At 59.8% G+C, this 16,039-nt stretch carries 13 protein-coding genes; 5 read left to right on the forward strand and 8 right to left on the reverse strand.

Features of this window, described 5'->3' with window-relative positions; genetic code table 11:
- Nucleotides 1-164 precede the first annotated feature (164 nt).
- Complete coding sequence (locus ACTD9P_RS12585) at nucleotides 165-2,756, reverse strand: glycosyltransferase (RefSeq protein ID WP_438867954.1); 2,592 nt, start codon at nucleotides 2,754-2,756, stop codon at nucleotides 165-167.
- Between the two features lie 218 nt (nucleotides 2,757-2,974).
- Here ACTD9P_RS12585 and tcdA point away from each other — a divergent pair, with 218 nt between their 5' ends.
- Nucleotides 2,975-3,784, forward strand: a complete 810-nt coding sequence (gene tcdA, locus ACTD9P_RS12590) for a tRNA cyclic N6-threonylcarbamoyladenosine(37) synthase TcdA (RefSeq protein WP_438867955.1) — start codon at nucleotides 2,975-2,977, stop codon at nucleotides 3,782-3,784.
- Between the two features lie 116 nt (nucleotides 3,785-3,900).
- On the opposite strand, the gene ACTD9P_RS12595 is transcribed toward tcdA, so the two are convergent.
- The 4 genes from ACTD9P_RS12595 to ACTD9P_RS12610 all read right to left on the reverse strand — a co-directional run bounded on the left by ACTD9P_RS12595 (nucleotide 3,901) and on the right by ACTD9P_RS12610 (nucleotide 7,008).
- Complete coding sequence (locus tag ACTD9P_RS12595) at nucleotides 3,901-4,314, reverse strand: SufE family protein (RefSeq protein ID WP_438867956.1); 414 nt, start codon at nucleotides 4,312-4,314, stop codon at nucleotides 3,901-3,903.
- Nucleotides 4,311-5,516 (reverse strand): aminotransferase class V-fold PLP-dependent enzyme, encoded by a 1,206-nt coding sequence (locus ACTD9P_RS12600; RefSeq protein WP_438867957.1) that lies wholly within the window; start codon nucleotides 5,514-5,516, stop codon nucleotides 4,311-4,313. Before ACTD9P_RS12600 ends, ACTD9P_RS12595 begins: the two co-directional genes overlap by 4 nt.
- Before the next feature lie 63 nt (nucleotides 5,517-5,579).
- Nucleotides 5,580-6,614, reverse strand: a complete 1,035-nt coding sequence (gene dapD, locus ACTD9P_RS12605) for a 2,3,4,5-tetrahydropyridine-2,6-dicarboxylate N-succinyltransferase (RefSeq protein WP_438867958.1) — start codon at nucleotides 6,612-6,614, stop codon at nucleotides 5,580-5,582.
- Between the two features lie 31 nt (nucleotides 6,615-6,645).
- Entirely contained in the window at nucleotides 6,646-7,008 is a 363-nt protein-coding gene (locus tag ACTD9P_RS12610; RefSeq protein ID WP_003189147.1) for an ArsC family reductase, read from the reverse strand.
- A gap of 224 nt (nucleotides 7,009-7,232) precedes the next feature.
- Between ACTD9P_RS12610 and ACTD9P_RS12615 the strand changes: the two genes are divergently transcribed.
- The 3 genes from ACTD9P_RS12615 (at nucleotide 7,233) to ACTD9P_RS12625 (ending at nucleotide 9,806) form a co-directional block, all read left to right on the forward strand.
- Entirely contained in the window at nucleotides 7,233-8,876 is a 1,644-nt protein-coding gene (locus tag ACTD9P_RS12615) for a Na+/H+ antiporter (protein WP_219337740.1), read from the forward strand.
- Nucleotides 8,877-9,093: 217 nt separating this feature from the next.
- Complete coding sequence (locus tag ACTD9P_RS12620; RefSeq protein WP_219337739.1) at nucleotides 9,094-9,294, forward strand: AbrB/MazE/SpoVT family DNA-binding domain-containing protein; 201 nt, start codon at nucleotides 9,094-9,096, stop codon at nucleotides 9,292-9,294.
- Nucleotides 9,291-9,806 (forward strand): type II toxin-antitoxin system YhaV family toxin, encoded by a 516-nt coding sequence (locus tag ACTD9P_RS12625; RefSeq protein WP_438867959.1) that lies wholly within the window; start codon nucleotides 9,291-9,293, stop codon nucleotides 9,804-9,806. Before ACTD9P_RS12620 ends, ACTD9P_RS12625 begins: the two co-directional genes overlap by 4 nt.
- A 56-nt stretch (nucleotides 9,807-9,862) precedes the next feature.
- Here ACTD9P_RS12625 and dapC read toward each other — a convergent pair whose 3' ends face one another.
- From dapC to map, 3 genes are all read right to left on the reverse strand, one after another.
- Nucleotides 9,863-11,062 carry a succinyldiaminopimelate transaminase gene (dapC, locus tag ACTD9P_RS12630; RefSeq protein WP_438867960.1) on the reverse strand — a complete coding sequence of 400 codons (1,200 nt, stop codon included), beginning with the start codon at nucleotides 11,060-11,062 and terminating at the stop codon, nucleotides 9,863-9,865.
- Nucleotides 11,063-11,202: 140 nt separating this feature from the next.
- Complete coding sequence (locus ACTD9P_RS12635; protein ID WP_200433317.1) at nucleotides 11,203-13,905, reverse strand: [protein-PII] uridylyltransferase; 2,703 nt, start codon at nucleotides 13,903-13,905, stop codon at nucleotides 11,203-11,205.
- A 66-nt stretch (nucleotides 13,906-13,971) separates the two neighbouring features.
- Nucleotides 13,972-14,754, reverse strand: coding sequence for a type I methionyl aminopeptidase (gene map, locus ACTD9P_RS12640; RefSeq protein WP_138816458.1), 783 nt, complete (start codon nucleotides 14,752-14,754; stop codon nucleotides 13,972-13,974).
- Between the two features lie 388 nt (nucleotides 14,755-15,142).
- Here map and rpsB point away from each other — a divergent pair, with 388 nt between their 5' ends.
- The gene (gene rpsB / locus ACTD9P_RS12645) at nucleotides 15,143-15,880 is read left to right on the forward strand and encodes a 30S ribosomal protein S2 (protein WP_003219330.1); all 738 of its coding nucleotides are present in this window, start codon (nucleotides 15,143-15,145) and stop codon (nucleotides 15,878-15,880) included.
- Nucleotides 15,881-16,039: the final 159 nt, after the last annotated feature.

The raw sequence follows: 16,039 nt of genomic DNA on the forward strand, positions 1-16,039 counted from the left end.
CGAATACGGAGTATCAGCTACGCATGTATTGGCTGATACACCGCATTCGCGAGCAAGCCCGCTCCCACATAAGGCAATCGGCGCTTGGCTGATCCAACAAAACGGCCGTTATCTTATAGCAAAACGGCGGCCAGAGGCCGCCGTTTAGTGCATTGCGCACGTTTTTACTCAGCTGTTGCCGGCTCAACCGTGGGTGCAGGTTTTGGCAGCGACGACAGGAACGCCATGATCAGCGCCGCCACGTACGGCAGCGATTGCACCAGCAGCATCACCACCCAGAAGCGTATGTCATTGCTTGGCAGGCCCTGCACCAGGTAAATCCCCAGTGCGGCGCCCCACAGCAGCAACATAATGAACATCTCTTCGCGGGCTTCGGAAATCGCCACCCAGAAGCCGTGGTTATCGGCGTTTTTGGGTGTGCGAAAGAACGGAATACTGGTGGTGAAGAAGCCGTACAGCACCGCCTTGGCGATGGTGTGCGACAACGCCAGACCGGCCAGTGCCGCGCAGAACGCATCCTTCAGGTTTACGCCAACGGCGCGGCGGTACAGGAAGATGATCTTGCCCACCTTGAACACAAACAACGCCAACGGCGGGATCGCGAAAATCAGCAGCGGCGGGTCAACACGGGTCGGCACGATGATCATCGCCGCCGACCACAACAGAGCGCCGACGGTGAAGAAGATGTTCATGCCATCCGCCACCCACGGCAACCAGCCCGCGAGGAAGTGGTAACGCTGGCCACGGGTCAGCTCGGTGCCCTTGCCGCGCAACAGGCTGGCGGTGTGGCGCTTGATGATCTGGATCGCGCCGTAGGCCCAGCGAAAACGCTGCTTCTTGAAGTCGATAAAGGTATCCGGCATCAAGCCCTTGCCGTAGCTGTCGTGGTAATACGCCGCCGACAGGCCTTTCTCGAACACGCGCAGGCCCAGTTCGGCGTCTTCACAGATGCACCAGTCGGCCCAACCCAGTTCTTCGAGCACCGAGCGACGGGTCATGGTCATGGTGCCGTGCTGGATGATCGCGTCACGGTCGTTACGGGTGACCATGCCGATATGGAAGAAGCCTTTGTATTCGGCGTAGCAGAGCTTCTTGAAGGTGCTTTCGTTCTGGTCGCGGTAATCCTGCGGCGACTGCACCACGGCGATTTTCGGGTCGGCGAAGTGCGGCACCATGTGCTTGAGCCAGTTGGGCGACACGCAGTAGTCCGAGTCGATCACTGCGATCACTTCGGCATCCTTGGCGGTGTGCGGGATCAGGTAGTTCAGCGCGCCGCCCTTGAAACCGGCCAGGGGCGAAACGTGGAAGAACTTGAAGCGCGGGCCGAGGGTTTCGCAGTAGTCGCGCACCGGTTCCCAGACGGCCGGGTCTTTGGTGTTGTTGTCGATGATCAGGACTTCAAAGTCCGGGTAATCGAGGGCGGCCAGGGCGTCCAGGGTCTGTTTGACCATCTCCGGCGGCTCGTTGTAGCACGGCACATGGATCGAGACTTTCGGGCGGTAGTGCGAGTCACCTTCCACCGGCAGGAATTCACGCCGGCGCTTGTGGGTCCACACCGCTTCCGCCAGTTCGTGGGCTTCGGTGAGCAATACGATAAACACGCCCAACGCGCCGAGGGCCAGCAAGATGCCAACCGTCAGGCTAAACCAGGTGCTGTATTGCTGGCTGTAGTCGTAGCCGATCCACACCAATACCGAACCGCAAAGGAACGCGATAAAGGTCAGGAAGGTGCGACCACGCTGGCGCAGGGCCGAGCCGTCGATCATCAGCAGGGTCAGCGACAGCAGCGCCAGCACCACCGAGCCGATGGCCAGCACGCGCCATTGCGGGATGGCGACGACCGGGCCTTCAAAGTTGAATTTCTGCTGGCGTGCGGCGTTGTACACGCCCCAATAGGCGCCGGCCGAACCTTCGTCACTGACTTTCCACGGCTGGTCGAAAGCCTCGATCACGAAGTAGTTGTAACCCTGGCGGTTGAGCTTGTTGACCAGCGTACGCAGGTAAATCGCCTGGTCGGCCGGCGAGGTTTCATTGCCACCGCGCATACGGCCGTTGCTCGGCCAGCCCACTTCCGAGAGCAGCAGCGGTTTTTTCGGGAACAGCTTTTTCAGGTCCCGGGCACGGTCCAGTACGTACTGGCCGGCCTTGTCCATCGGGATGAACTCCCAGAACGGCAGGATGTGCGCGGCGATCAGGTCGACGTGCTTGGCCAGTTGCGGGTTCTTTTCCCAGATGTGCCATTGCTCGGAGGTGGTCACCGGTACTTTCACGGCGGCGCGCACCCGGTCCAGCAGCACAATCAGCGCCTCTGGGGTGATTTCCTCACGGAACAACGCCTCGTTACCGACCACCACGCGCACTACGCTGCGCGAGGTGTTGGCGATCTCGATGGCGCGCTGGATTTCCCGTTCGTTGCGTTCCAGGTCCGGGCTGATCCAGATCCCCAGGGTCACGCGCAGGCCAAACTCTTCGGCCAGTTTGGGGATATCGCCCAGGGTGCCGTCGACCGAGTAAGTACGGATGTTGTCCGTCATCTTGCTCATGATCGCCAAGTCCTGGCGCATCTGGTCGTCGGTGGGGTACTGGTCTTTCTGCGGGAACTGGCCTTGTTGGAACGGCGAGTAGGAGAACCCGGAGATCTGTTCAGGCCAGTTGGGGGTGGTGACCGGGCGGTTGATCAGCGCCCAGAAGCCGGTGAAAAGCGCGGCAATTGCCAGCACCACCACCAGGTTGAGTCCAAATTTACGCGATGACATGGCTATTTCGGGTTCCAAAGGGTGTGGAACGAAAAGAGGTGTCGGCCAACGCCGAACGGCGCGCATCCTACACCGGCCTCTAACTGAGCGTACAGCAGACAGAGAAAAGCCGGACGTTAGTCAGCGAAAGACCCTCTAAGTTCTTAACTTGTAACTTGTAGCTTAAAACTTGCCGCTGCGTAGCCCTATAATGCGCGCCGGTTTTTGGGGTAATGGTCATGAGCACAGAAGATCCACGGTTTGCAGGCGTCGCCCGCTTGTATGGCATTGAAGGCCTGGAACGTTTGAAAGCGGCCCACGTGGCGATCGTCGGCGTCGGCGGCGTGGGCTCGTGGGCGGCGGAAGCGATTGCCCGGTGCGGTGTGGGCGAGATTTCGCTGTTTGACCTGGACGATGTCTGCGTCAGCAACAGCAACCGCCAGTTGCACGCCCTGGACAGCACCGTGGGCAAGCCCAAGGTCGAAGTGATGGCCGAACGCCTGCGCGGCATCAACCCCGACTGCAGGGTGCACGCGGTGGCGGACTTCGTGACCCGTGACACTATGGCCGAGTACATCACACCGAATATTGATTGCGTGATCGACTGCATCGACGCCGTCAACGCCAAGGCGGCGCTGATCGCCTGGTGCAAGCGCCGCAAGATCCAGATCATCACCACCGGCGGCGCCGGCGGGCAGATCGACCCGACGCTGATCCAGGTCTGCGACCTGAACCGCACCTTCAACGACCCGCTGGCCTCGAAAGTGCGCTCCACGCTACGCCGCGACTACGGCTTTTCGCGCACCGTGACCCGCCATTACAGCGTGCCGTGTGTGTTCTCTACCGAGCAGCTGCGTTATCCCAAGCCGGACGGCAGCATTTGTTTGCAGAAGAGTTTTGTCGGTGACGGCGTGAAGCTGGACTGTGCCGGTGGGTTTGGCGCGGTGATGATGGTCACGGCCACGTTTGGCATGGTGGCCGCGACCAAGGCGGTGGACAAGATTGTGGCCGGGGTGCGCAGGCCGTCGGAGCGGGTCAAGCCTGACTGAATCTCACTGCCGGGCATAGATCCAAATGTGGGAGCGGGCTTGCTCGCGAATGCGGTGGTTCAGTCAATGAAGTATTGACTGACACTACGCTTTCGCGAGCAAGCCCGCTCCCACATTCAGTTTTGTGTACGGCTTAATTCACGCATGCGCTGCAGTACAGCATTAAGACCATTGCTGCGTGACGGCGATAGCTGTCGCGACAGGCCCAACTGTGTAAACCAGTCCGGCAAGTCAACCGCCTGCAGCTCACTTGCCGACAACCCATTGACCCGTGCCAGCAGCAACGCCACCAACCCTCGGATCATTCGCGCATCACTGCTCGCGGCAAACTGCCAATGACCATCCTGCAAACTGGCGACCAACCACACCAGGCTTTCACAGCCCTGTACCAGGTTTGCCTCGACCTTTTCGTCATCCGCCAACGCAGGCAACCGCTCGCCCCATTGCATCAGCAAGCGGGCGCGCTGCTCCCAACTGCCGACTGCCTGAAACGACTCAAGCGCGCTGACGGCATCCACAGGCAAGCTCATCGCAACATATCCAGCGCCTGATCCAGCGCTTCAAAGAAGCGTTCCAGGTCATCGGAATCGTTGTACAGCGCCAGGGACACACGGATCGCCCCGGACAAGTGCATGGCCTTGAGCAACGGCATTGCACAGTGGTGGCCGGCCCGCACGGCAATACCTTGCTCGGTGAGCAGGTGAGCCAGGTCGGCGTTATGCACGCCATCCACGACGAAACTGGCGAGTGCCACCTGTGGCGAGCCGAGTACGCGCACGCCATTGCGCGCTTTCAGGCCGCGCAGCAGGTAGTCATGCAGCGCCGCTTCGTGGGCGACCACGGCCAGCGGGTCCAGTGAGTTCAGGTAATCGAGCGTGGCGCCCAGGCCGATCACACTCGCAATCGGCGGCGTGCCCGCTTCGAAACCCAGCGGGGCAGGGCGAAAGCTCGCACTCTGATACTCGGCCTGCTGCACCATCTCGCCGCCGAACTGCCAGTGGCGCAGGTGATGCAGCGCTTCGTTGCGGCCATACAGCACGCCGACGCCGTCCGGGCCGTAGAGCTTATGGCTGGAAAACACGTAGAAGTCGCAACTCAGCGCCTGTACGTCGTGGCGACCGTGGACAATGCCTTGGGCGCCATCGACCACGGTCAAGGCGCCGTGGGCCTTGGCCATCGGCAGCAAGGCTTGCAAGGGTTGCCAGGCGCCGAGCACGTTGGACAGCTGGCTCACTGCCAGCAAGCGCGTGCGCGGGCCGATCAATTCGGCGGCGGCTTGCAGGTCAATCACGCCATTATCGCCAAGGGGCAATACCACCAGCGTCAGCGCGCGGCGCTTGGCCAGTTGCTGCCAGGGCAGCAGGTTGGCGTGGTGTTCCAGGGCGCTGATGACAATCTCATCGCCCGCATTGAATAAGTGCTCAAGGCCATAGGCCAAAAGGTTCAGCGCAGACGTCGCGCCGTGAGTGAACACGATCTGCCCGTTATCACCTGCGTTCAACCACTGCGCGACCTTGCTGCGACTGTTTTCAAACGCCTGAGTCGCATGGGCACCCGGCAAATGCTGGGCACGGTGCACATTGGCTGCGCCATTGGCGTAGTAATGGCTGATGGCATCCAACAGGGCTTGGGGTTTTTGCGTGGTGGCGGCGTTGTCCAGGTAGGTCTGGTCTTGCCGTTGCAGGGTGGCGATGGCCGGGAAATCGGCGCGCCAGGGAGAGGGCACAAGCATGGTCTTAAGACTCGTATAAGCGAGCCCCAGGTTTGGGGCCCGCTAGTGGCATCGAGTGGCTGCTTAGTTGTGAGCGTGCAGCGCTTCGTTCAGTTCGATCGCCGATTTGTGGGTTTTGCACTCCACGGCACCGGTCTGGGAATTGCGGCGGAACAGCAGGTCCGGCTGGCCGGCCAATTCGCGCGCCTTGACCACTTTGACCAGTTGGTTGTGCTCGTCGAGCAGGGCAACCTTGGTGCCGGCGGTTACGTAGAGGCCCGATTCCACGGTATTGCGGTCGCCCAACGGGATACCGATACCGGCGTTGGCGCCGATCAGGCAGCCTTCGCCAACCTTGATCACGATGTTGCCGCCGCCCGACAGGGTACCCATGGTGGAGCAACCGCCGCCCAGGTCCGAACCCTTGCCGACGAATACGCCAGCCGACACGCGGCCTTCGATCATGCCAGGGCCTTCGGTGCCGCCGTTGAAGTTGACGAAACCTTCGTGCATCACGGTGGTGCCTTCGCCCACGTAGGCGCCCAGGCGGATGCGCGCGGCATCAGCGATACGCACACCGGTCGGCACTACGTAGTCAGTCATTTTCGGGAACTTGTCCACCGAGAACACTTCCAGCAGCTCGCCACGCAGGCGTGCTTCCAGCTGGCGCTCGGCCAATTCGTTGATGTCGATTGCGCCCTGGCTGGTCCATGCCACGTTCGGCAACTGCGGGAACACACCGGCCAGGCTCAGGCCGTGGGGCTTGACCAGGCGGTGGGACAGCAGGTGCAGCTTGAGGTAGGCCTCAGGCGTGGAGGTGAGCGCGGCGTCTTCGGCCAACAGGGTGGCGACCAGCGGCGTGTGGCTTTCAGCCAGGCGGCTCAGCAGGGCAGCTTGGGCAGTGTCGACGCCTTTGAGCGCGTCAGCCAATTGCAGCGCCTGGGAGACGGTGAAGGTGATGGCCTGGTTGCCTTCGGTGTAACCGAGGATCGGCGCGATAGCGGCGACGATTTCGGCCGACGGCTTGAGCAACGGTTGTGCGTAAAACACTTCCAGCCAAGCACCTTGGCGGTTCTGAGTGCCGACGCCGAAGCCCAGGCTGAACAGGGAATTGGACATGCTGTTACCTCTACAAAAATGGAAGGCTGGCCTACTTGAGGGCCGCCGAATAACTATCTGGCTTGAAGCCAATCAGGGTTCTGTCACCGAGATCGAGCACGGGGCGCTTGATCATCGAGGGTTGTGCGAGCATCAATTCAATGGCTTTCGACTGATCGAGATCGGCTTTGCGTTCGTCTTCGAGTTTGCGAAAGGTGGTGCCCGCACGGTTCAAAACCACCTGCCAACCGTGCTCGTTGCACCATTGGGTCAAGTGTTCGCGGTCGATACCGGCCGTTTTGTAGTCGTGGAATTCATAGCTCACGCCGTGCTCATCGAGCCAGGTGCGGGCTTTTTTCATGGTGTCGCAGGCTTTGATGCCGAAAAGGTGCAAGGTTTTGCTTGAAGCGGTCAAGGAATTGCCCCCCTTTGGACGTACGAAAGTTAAAGGTCACGGATTATGCCACGACCAGCGGGTTTGGGTGCCGCTCGTCATACCTGCCAATGATTCCGTGCGACTTATGTGCAAAGGCCGTCGCGCAGCCAAGCGGGTAACATAGCCGTTTAATATGGCACTTCAGCGGCCAGTTGTTGCCAGATCGGTGTCATTGCAAGTCGATTGTCCGGGAAACCCGCGTTATGCAAACCGCCTATACCGTTCTTATCCTGCTGATGCTGGTCAGCGTTTCGCGCCTTGTCGGGCGCATTATTCCCCTGCCGTTGCCCTTGGTGCAGATCGCCGCCGGCGCCTTGCTGGCCTGGCCTACGCTAGGGCTGCACGTAGCACTGGACCCGGAGCTGTTCCTGTTTCTGTTTCTGCCGCCGTTGCTGTTCTCCGATGGCTGGCGCATGCCCAAGCGCGAATTGTGGCGCCTGCGTGGCCCGATCCTGACGTTGGCGGTGGGGCTGGTGTTGTTTACTGTGGTCGGTGCCGGTTACTTCATCCATTGGATATTGCCTACGATCCCGTTGCCGGTGGCCTTCGCCTTGGCGGCCGTATTGTCCCCGACTGACGCCGTAGCGGTGTCGGCCATTTCCCAAAATCGCCTGCCAAAGCCTTTGATGCATATGCTGCAAGGCGAGGCATTGATGAATGATGCCTCGGGCCTGGTGACCTTCAAGTTCGCCCTGGCGGCGGCGTTGACCGGCGTGTTTTCCCTGGCCGATGCCAGCCTGACTTTTGTGCTGGTAGCGGTGGGCGGCCTCGCGGTAGGCGTGGCGCTGAGCTGGTTGGTCGGCCGTTTACGTGCCTGGATGATTGCCCGTGGCTGGGACGACCCGGCCACCCACGTGGTGTTTATGTTACTGCTGCCGTTCGCAGCCTATGTGCTGGCCGAGCGCCTGGGGGCATCGGGCATTCTGTCGGCGGTGGCGGCGGGCATGATGCAAAGCTGGCTCGACTTGCTGCCACGCCAGACCAGTACGCGCCTGCTCAATCGCAGTGTCTGGTCGCTGCTGGAGTTTGCGTTTAATGGCCTGATCTTTTTGCTGCTGGGCCTGCAACTGCCGGACATCATCAAGGCCGTGGTCAGTCACGAGCCGACACTATGGCCAACCTTGCTGTATCGCTGCCTGGATGTGGTTGCGATTTTCCTGGTGCTGGTGGTGTTGCGCTTTATCTGGGTGCAAAGCATCTGGCGGCTCTCGGGTTTACTGCGGCGTATTCGCGGTAAAAGCGAGCTGACATTGGTGCCGACTGCCCGTTCCTGCTGGCTGTTGACTGTTGGCGGCGTGCGCGGTGCTGTCACCTTGGCGGGTGTGATGTCGGTGCCTCTGCTGCTGGCGCCGGGCCAGGATTTTCCCGAGCGCGACCTGCTGATCTTCATCGCCGCCGGCGTGATCCTGTTGTCGCTGGTCGCCGCCTGTATCGCGTTGCCATTGCTGCTGCGTGGCATCGAGCAGAGCCCGGATGAAAAGCGCCATAACGAAGTGCGCGAGGCGTGGAAAAAGACCGCCGTAGCCGCCATCCACGCGCTGGAAGCGGACGAGCCTGCCGAAACCGAAACCCCAGACGCCGCCCAGGCAGCACTCGCGACCGAGCTAAAGGCGCGCTTGATGTCGGAATATCGTCATCAGTTGGAAGTATTCAACGATTCAGCCGAAGCCCAGGCGCTGGCGCACCAGATGGACTTGCTTGAACGTAAATTGCGCCTCAAGGCCCTGCGCGCGCAGCGCTTGGAGTTGTACAGCTTGAGCCGCCATCACCAGATTGGTGATGACGTTTTGCGCGAGGTGTTGGCGGATCTGGATATGAGTGAGGCGAATCTGGGGGCTATCAAGTAAATTGGCCTACCATTGGTTTGAGCTAGGAAAGGCTGCCATATCCATCTATCGGGCCGCTGTCACTCGGGGGCTTTTATGGTGTTAAATGCCTCCCTCGTGATCAATAGTGTTCTACATTGATCCTATGACAGTCTGATGCATTTTTGAGATCTGCTCGCCTCTGGCTTGAGCGGCTCGTTTGCCGGATGAAAAGTCAAAAAAATCATGGAGAGGAGTCATGTCTAAAAGCAATGTCGTCTCGTTTACCGAAAAGAAAGCCGAGCTTCAAGCCGGGGCAGGCTTTCTTGAGTTGCTTGACAACGATATCAAGGCAAATCCAGACACTGTTCTGCCATTGCCACGCGGTTTGGTGCAGCGCATTGAAACCCTTCGCGCTAAAGCAGACGCTAACCGTCGTCGCGAGCTGCAAGAAGGGTGAGCGCGGCTGAGAGCGCTGTTCATGTCGAAAACGGGTGGGCTCTTTATGCTCACCCGTTTTTCGTTTCACGTCTTGATGAACTCACCGTTGAGATAGAGCGAGCTGCTGTCAGTGATCCTGATGGTTTTCATCATCATCCGGCTTACAAGTTGTTCGATGCTGTAACCGTTAACATTCTGCATAACGTGCCGGCTGACCCGACTCGTCCTTGTTACCGTCAGGGAAAGACGCTTGGACGTGAATTTTTACATTGGTTCAGAGTGAAAAAACAGGGCATGTTGCCGCGATATCGCTTGTTCTTCCAGTTCAGGTCCGATGCGCCGAAGACTATTATTTATGCTTGGCTGAATGATGAGCGAACCTTGCGCAAGGCTGGCGATAAAAATGATGTCTACGCCGTTTTCACAACAATGCTGAAAAACGCAAAGATGCCCAATTCCTTTGCTGAGTTGATGGCGGTGTGCAAAGGGTTAAGCCTTGATGGTGCGGCTACCGGCACCGAGGAAGAGTAGATCTGTTTAAAAAATCAAAAGCCCAGCTTGATCCGCTGGGCTTTTTGTATGGGCATTTACCGACGGCGTCGAATAAAGTCCCGAATCCGCTCTGCTGCTTCCACACACTCCGCCAACGGCGCCACCAGCGCCAGGCGCACACGCCCGGCGCCCGGGTTGAAACCGTCCACTTCGCGGGACAGGTACGAGCCCGGCACCACGGTCACGTGTTCTTCCACGAACAAATCGCGGCAGAACGCAGCATCGTCGCCCTGTACATTCGGCCACAGGTAGAAGCCGCCGTCTGGGGCTTGTACATCCAGCACCGGCTTGAGAATCGCCAGCACGGCGTCGAATTTCTCCCGATACATGTCCCGGTTAAGCAATACGTGAGCCTCGTCCTGCCAGGCCGCAATGCTGGCCAGCTGGGTTTGCACCGGCATCGCGCAGCCGTGGTAGGTGCGGTACAACAGGAAGGCCTTGAGGATGTCGGCGTCGCCGGCCACGAAGCCCGAGCGCAGGCCTGGCAGGTTGGAGCGTTTGGACAGGCTGTGGAACACCACGCAACGCTTGAAGTCCTGGCGGCCGAGTTCCACGCAGGCGCTGAGCAAGCCTGGCGGCGGGGTCTGTTCGTCGAAGTACAGCTCGCTGTAGCACTCGTCGGCGGCGATCACGAAGTCATATTCGTCGGCCAGGGCGATGAGCTTTTTCAGGGTCTCGACCGGGATCAGCGCGCCGGTCGGGTTGCCGGGGGAGCACAGGAACAGGATCTGGCAGCGTTTCCAGATGTCTGGCGTTACCGCATCGAAGTCCGGGTTGAAACCGTTGCTGTCCAGGCACGGCAGGTAATGCGGCTTGGCCCCGGCCAGGAACGCAGCGCCCTCGTAGATCTGATAGAACGGGTTCGGGCTGACCACCAGTGCATCGTCAGCACGGTTGACCACGGTCTGGGTGAAGGCAAACAAGGCCTCGCGGGTGCCGTTGACCGGCAAAATGTTGCGCGCCGGGTCCAGCCAGCCTTTGGGCACGTTGAAGCGGCGCTCGCACCAGGCGCCGATGGCCTCGCGCAGGGCCGGAATGCCCAGGGTGGTCGGGTACACCGCCATCTGGTCAAGGTTGTCCGCCAGAGCCTTGGCCACGAAGGCCGGGGATTTGTGCTTCGGCTCGCCGATGGACAGCGCGATCGGGCGTTTGTCCGGGTTCGGCGTGACGCTGCCGAGCAGGGCGCGCAGTTTTTCGAACGGGTAGGGCTGCAGCTGGTTCAGGGCGTTGTTCATGTAAGCCTCTTACGGTCAGCACGCACTCTGTGGGAGCTGGCTTGCCTGCGATGGCATCACTGTGGTCTGCCTGATAGACCAAGGTGTCTGCATCGCAGGCAAGCCAGCTCCCACATGAATCGTGTCCACAATGTTAAAAATCAAATGGTCAGTCTGGTCAGCTCGACACCCGGTTCCTGGCTCACGCTTAATTGCTGCACGATAGCTTCCTGCAAACGCAGGCACAGCTGCGGGTCGGACAGCGGCTGGTTGTCGGCGTCGGTAATAAAGAACACGTCTTCCACGCGTTCCCCCAGGGTCGCAATCTTGGCGTTTTGCAACGACAGGTCGAACTCCAGGAAAATCCCGCCGATGCGCGCCAGCAAGCCTGGGCGGTCCGGTGCGCTGAGTTCCAACACGGTCACCGGGCGCTGGGCGTCGTTGGAAATGGTCACCTGGGGCGCAAAGGCAAAGTGTTTGAGCTGGCGCGGTACCCGACGCTGGATGATGGTCGGGTAGTCGTCAGGGTTGCGCAGGGCCTCGGTAAGGCCTTCGCGGATCTTTTTCACGCGCGCCGGGTTGTCGCCGATCGAGTCGCCATCGGTGTCGAGCACAATGTAGGTGTCGAGGGTGAACTGGCTGCTGGAGGTGATAACCCGCGCGTCATGGATGTTCAGGTTGAGTTGGTCCATGGCGGCCACGGTCACGGCGAAGAAGTCGTGCTGGTCCGGCGCGTAGATGAAGATCTGCGTTCCGCCTTCGAATTCGCGTTGGGTGGTTTCCTTGATCAGCACCAGTGGACCACCGTCGGCCGGCTGTTGCAGGATCGCGTCACTGTGCCAGGCCACGTCGCCGGCGGTGTGGCGCAAGAAGTAGTCATCACCCAGTTGCGACCACAGCTGCTCGACGTCATCCGGGTCGTTGCCACCGCGCACGAGGATATCCAGGGCCGCGCTTTGGGTGCGGCGGATCTGCTCCTCACGGTCTACCGGGTTCTCCAGGCCACGGCGCAGCGCGCGCTTGGTCTCGGTGTAGAGCTGGCGCAACAGGCTGGCGCGCCAGGAATTCCAAAGCGTCGGGTTAGTGGCGTTGATGTCGGAGACGGTCAGCACGTAGAGGTAATCGAGGCGAGTTTCATCGCCGACGATCCCGGCAAAATCGTGAATCACCTGCGGGTCGGACAGGTCTTTGCGCTGGGCGGTGGTCGACATCACCAGGTGGTTCTGCACCAGCCACACGATCAGGCGGCTGTCCCACAGCGGCAGCTGGTGGCGCTGGCAGAAGGCTTCGGCATCAACCGCGCCGACTTCGGAGTGGTCGCCATGCCGGCCTTTGCCGATGTCGTGGTACAGGCCGGCCAGGTAGATCAGCTCGGGCTTGGGCAGCTTGGCCATGAGCTTGCTGGCCAACGGGAATTTCTCTGACACCTGGGTGTACTGCAACTTGCGCAGGTGTTTGATCAAATTGAGGGTGTGGGCGTCGACGGTATAGATGTGGAACAGGTCGTGTTGCATCTGCCCGACAATAAAGCCGAACTCCGGCAGGTAGCGGCCGAGGATGCCGTAACGGTTCATGCGCCGCAGGTTGCGGTGAATGCCGATCTTGCACTTGAACAGTTCGATAAACAGGCTGGTGTTGCGGATGTCGTTGCGAAAGTCATCGTCGATCAGGTGACGGTTTTCGCGCAGCAGACGGATGGTATCGGCGCGCACGCCTTTGATTTCCGGCTGCTGGGCCATCAGCACGAAGATTTCCAGCATGGCGAACGGCGTGCGCCGGAACACATTGTCGTTGCGCGCTTCGATATACCCGTCGTGCAACTGAAAACGCGAGTTGATCGGCTGCGGCGGGGCTTCGTCTTCCGGCGCTAGGATCACTTCTTCGAAGTGCTGGATGATCAGGTCGCTGAGTTGGGCAATGCTCATGACCACGCGGTAATACTGCTGCATGAAGCTTTCGATGCTGGTTTTTGCGTCTTCGCCTTCAAAGCCCAGCAGAGTGGCAATGGAACGCTGGTGGTCGAACAGCAGGCGGTCTTCGGAGCGCCCGGCAAGCATGTGCAGGGCGTAGCGCACTTTCCACAGAAACTCCTGGGACGAAGCCAGCAGGGCATTTTCGCTTTCGACCAGAAAGCCCTCGCCAGCCAAGGCGCGCAGGTTGAGGGTGCCGTATTGGCGCCGGGCGACCCACAGAATAGTTTGGATGTCGCGCAGCCCACCCGGTGAACCTTTGACGTTGGGTTCCAGGTTGTATTCGGTGTCGTTGTACTTGTGGTGGCGGGCTTTTTGCTCGGCACGCTTGGCCAGGAAGAACTCCTTGCTCGGCCACATATGCGCGGTGCTGGTGACCTCCAGCATGCGCTGGCGCAGGCGTTCTGGCCCGGCGATGGTGCGGCTTTCCATCAGGTTGGTGATCACAGTGAGGTCGGCGCGTGCCTCCTCGGCGCACTCGTCCACCGAGCGCACGCTCTGGCCAACTTCCAGGCCGATGTCCCACAACAACGTCAGAAAACGCTCGATGGAATCGCGAAAGATCTCATGATCGGCGCTGTCCAGCAGGATCAGCAGGTCGATGTCGGAGTAGGGGTGCAACTCGCCGCGACCATAGCCGCCGACCGCCACCAGGGCGATGTCGGCGTCTTCACTCCAACTGAACTGCTCCCAGGCCTTTTGCAGGATGTTGTCGACGAACCAGGCGCGGTCCTCGATCAGCCGACGAATGTCGCGGCCGCTGCGAAAGCGCTCATCAAGCACCTCGCGGGCCTGGCGGATAGCCTTCTTGAAGGCGGCGATGGGGCTTGCCTTCAGCGCCAGTTCGGCCTGGAACTGGCCGCGGTCGAAGAGTTCGGGATCCACCTGGGGCATCGATCGGCTTTCCTATCTGTCTATGGAGTCATTCACAACGGTGCAGCTGGAAAACCGAGGCAACCATTACGCCGAAACGCGAGGAATCGTGTCGTCAGCGCGCAGGGTGAAGATCTCGTAGCCGGTCTCGGTGACCAGCAGGGTGTGTTCCCACTGGGCCGAGAGCTTGCGGTCCTTGGTGATGGCGGTCCAGCCGTCGCCCAGCACCTTGGTGTCGGCCTTGCCCTGGTTGATCATCGGCTCGATGGTGAAGGTCATGCCCGCCTTGAGCTCCATGCCGGTGCCGGCGCGGCCGTAGTGCAGGATCTGCGGTTCTTCGTGGAATACCTTGCCGATGCCATGGCCGCAGAATTCACGGACTACCGAGAAACCGTTCTTTTCCGCGTGCTTCTGGATCACTTCACCGATATCGCCCAGGCGGCAGCCGGGCTTGACGATCTCGATGGCCTTATACATGCATTCCTGGGTGACCTGGGACAGGCGCTCAGCCCAGACCGGCACGGTGCCGACGTGGAACATGCGGCTGGTGTCGCCGTGGTAGCCATCCTTGATCACCGTGACGTCGATGTTCAGGGTGTCGCCGTCCTTCAACGGTTTGTCGCCCGGGATCCCGTGGCAGACCACGTGGTTGATCGAGGTGCAGATCGACTTGGGGAAGCCCTTGTAGTTGAGCGGGGCAGGGATGGCTTTTTGCACGTCGACTATATAGTCGTGGCAAATGCGGTCCAGGGCTTCGGTGGTGACGCCGGGTTTGACGTGTTCGGCAATCATTTCCAGCACGTCGGCAGCCAGTTTGCCGGCAACGCGCATGCCTGCGATGTCTTCGGCGGTTTTCAAGTTAACGGTCATACAGGCTCTCTCTAGCGCGACGCGCTGAAATCAATACGGTTTACGGGCGTGCGACAAAAGGTTACAGAATTCGCACAAGCCCCAAAAAACCTGATTCTAACAGACGCGGGCGGCAAATCATGAGCCTCTGATGATCGCTTCTGTCTATCAAGGTGGGGGCATATTGGCTCTATTCAAAGGGTTACGCAAAAGCGGAGCACGGCAAATGTGATTGCGGGTTTCGTTTTTGTCCTTCCTGTGGTATAAAATGCGCCGCTTTCCGGGGATGCCCCGCGAAGCTTAAATCCACACACGTGTCGACACGATGACCTGGGTGCCGGAGGCCTTGAAGCCGCTGGTTGGTCATTGGGATACGTGGAGGCCAAACCCGACTTATTAAGGAACTATCATGTCCCAAGTCAACATGCGCGATATGCTGAAGGCCGGTGTGCACTTCGGTCACCAGACCCGTTACTGGAACCCGAAAATGGGTAAATACATTTTCGGCGCGCGTAACAAGATCCACATTATCAACCTTGAAAAAACCCTGCCAATGTTCAACGAAGCTCTGACTTTCGTAGAGCGTCTGGCCCAGGGCAAAAACAAGATCCTGTTCGTCGGCACCAAGCGTTCCGCTGGCAAGATCGTTGCTGAAGAAGCAGCACGTTGCGGTTCGCCGTACGTCGATCACCGCTGGTTGGGCGGCATGCTGACCAACTTCAAAACCATCCGTGCTTCCATCAAGCGTCTGCGTGACCTTGAAGTGCAAGCCGAAGACGGTACTTTCGCCAAGCTGACCAAGAAAGAGGCGCTGATGCGCACTCGCGACCTGGAAAAGCTCGATCGTTCCCTGGGTGGTATCAAGGACATGGGCGGTCTGCCTGACGCACTGTTCGTTATCGACGTTGATCACGAGCGCATCGCGATCACCGAAGCCAACAAGCTGGGCATCCCGGTTATCGGCGTAGTCGATACCAACAGCAGCCCGGAAGGCGTTGACTACATCATCCCAGGCAACGATGACGCAATCCGCGCTATCCAGCTGTACATGGGTTCGATGGCTGACGCTGTAATCCGTGGTCGCAACCACGTTGCTGGTGGTACCGAGCAGTTCGTTGAAGAAGCTCCGGTAGCTGCCGCTGAGTAATTAGCGCCCTGGCGTTGACTCAGTAAGCAAAAAGGGGGCTTGGCCCCCTTTTTGCCACCTCGAAAACCATTTGTCGGCAGCGCAGCTACAACTTCTGTAACGTGCAGCGGCCTACAAGGGTGATTCGGGAAGAATTGATCGCCCGTTTGATCGGGTGGA

Origin of the sequence: Pseudomonas onubensis, assembly GCF_965653655.1 — a bacterium.
Lineage (GTDB): Bacteria > Pseudomonadota > Gammaproteobacteria > Pseudomonadales > Pseudomonadaceae > Aquipseudomonas.

Coding starts and splice junctions, on each gene's coding strand:
- dapD (WP_438867958.1), bottom strand. CDS start 6,614: ATGTCCAATTCCCTGTTCAGCCTGGGCTTCGGCGTCGGCACTCAGAAC.
- ACTD9P_RS12585 (WP_438867954.1), bottom strand. CDS start 2,756: ATGTCATCGCGTAAATTTGGACTCAACCTGGTGGTGGTGCTGGCAATT.
- dapC (WP_438867960.1), bottom strand. CDS start 11,062: ATGAACAACGCCCTGAACCAGCTGCAGCCCTACCCGTTCGAAAAACTG.
- ACTD9P_RS12595 (WP_438867956.1), bottom strand. CDS start 4,314: ATGAGCTTGCCTGTGGATGCCGTCAGCGCGCTTGAGTCGTTTCAGGCA.
- ACTD9P_RS12600 (WP_438867957.1), bottom strand. CDS start 5,516: ATGCTTGTGCCCTCTCCCTGGCGCGCCGATTTCCCGGCCATCGCCACC.
- tcdA (WP_438867955.1), top strand. CDS start 2,975: ATGAGCACAGAAGATCCACGGTTTGCAGGCGTCGCCCGCTTGTATGGC.
- ACTD9P_RS12620 (WP_219337739.1), top strand. CDS start 9,094: ATGTCTAAAAGCAATGTCGTCTCGTTTACCGAAAAGAAAGCCGAGCTT.
- rpsB (WP_003219330.1), top strand. CDS start 15,143: ATGTCCCAAGTCAACATGCGCGATATGCTGAAGGCCGGTGTGCACTTC.
- ACTD9P_RS12615 (WP_219337740.1), top strand. CDS start 7,233: ATGCAAACCGCCTATACCGTTCTTATCCTGCTGATGCTGGTCAGCGTT.
- ACTD9P_RS12635 (WP_200433317.1), bottom strand. CDS start 13,905: ATGCCCCAGGTGGATCCCGAACTCTTCGACCGCGGCCAGTTCCAGGCC.
- map (WP_138816458.1), bottom strand. CDS start 14,754: ATGACCGTTAACTTGAAAACCGCCGAAGACATCGCAGGCATGCGCGTT.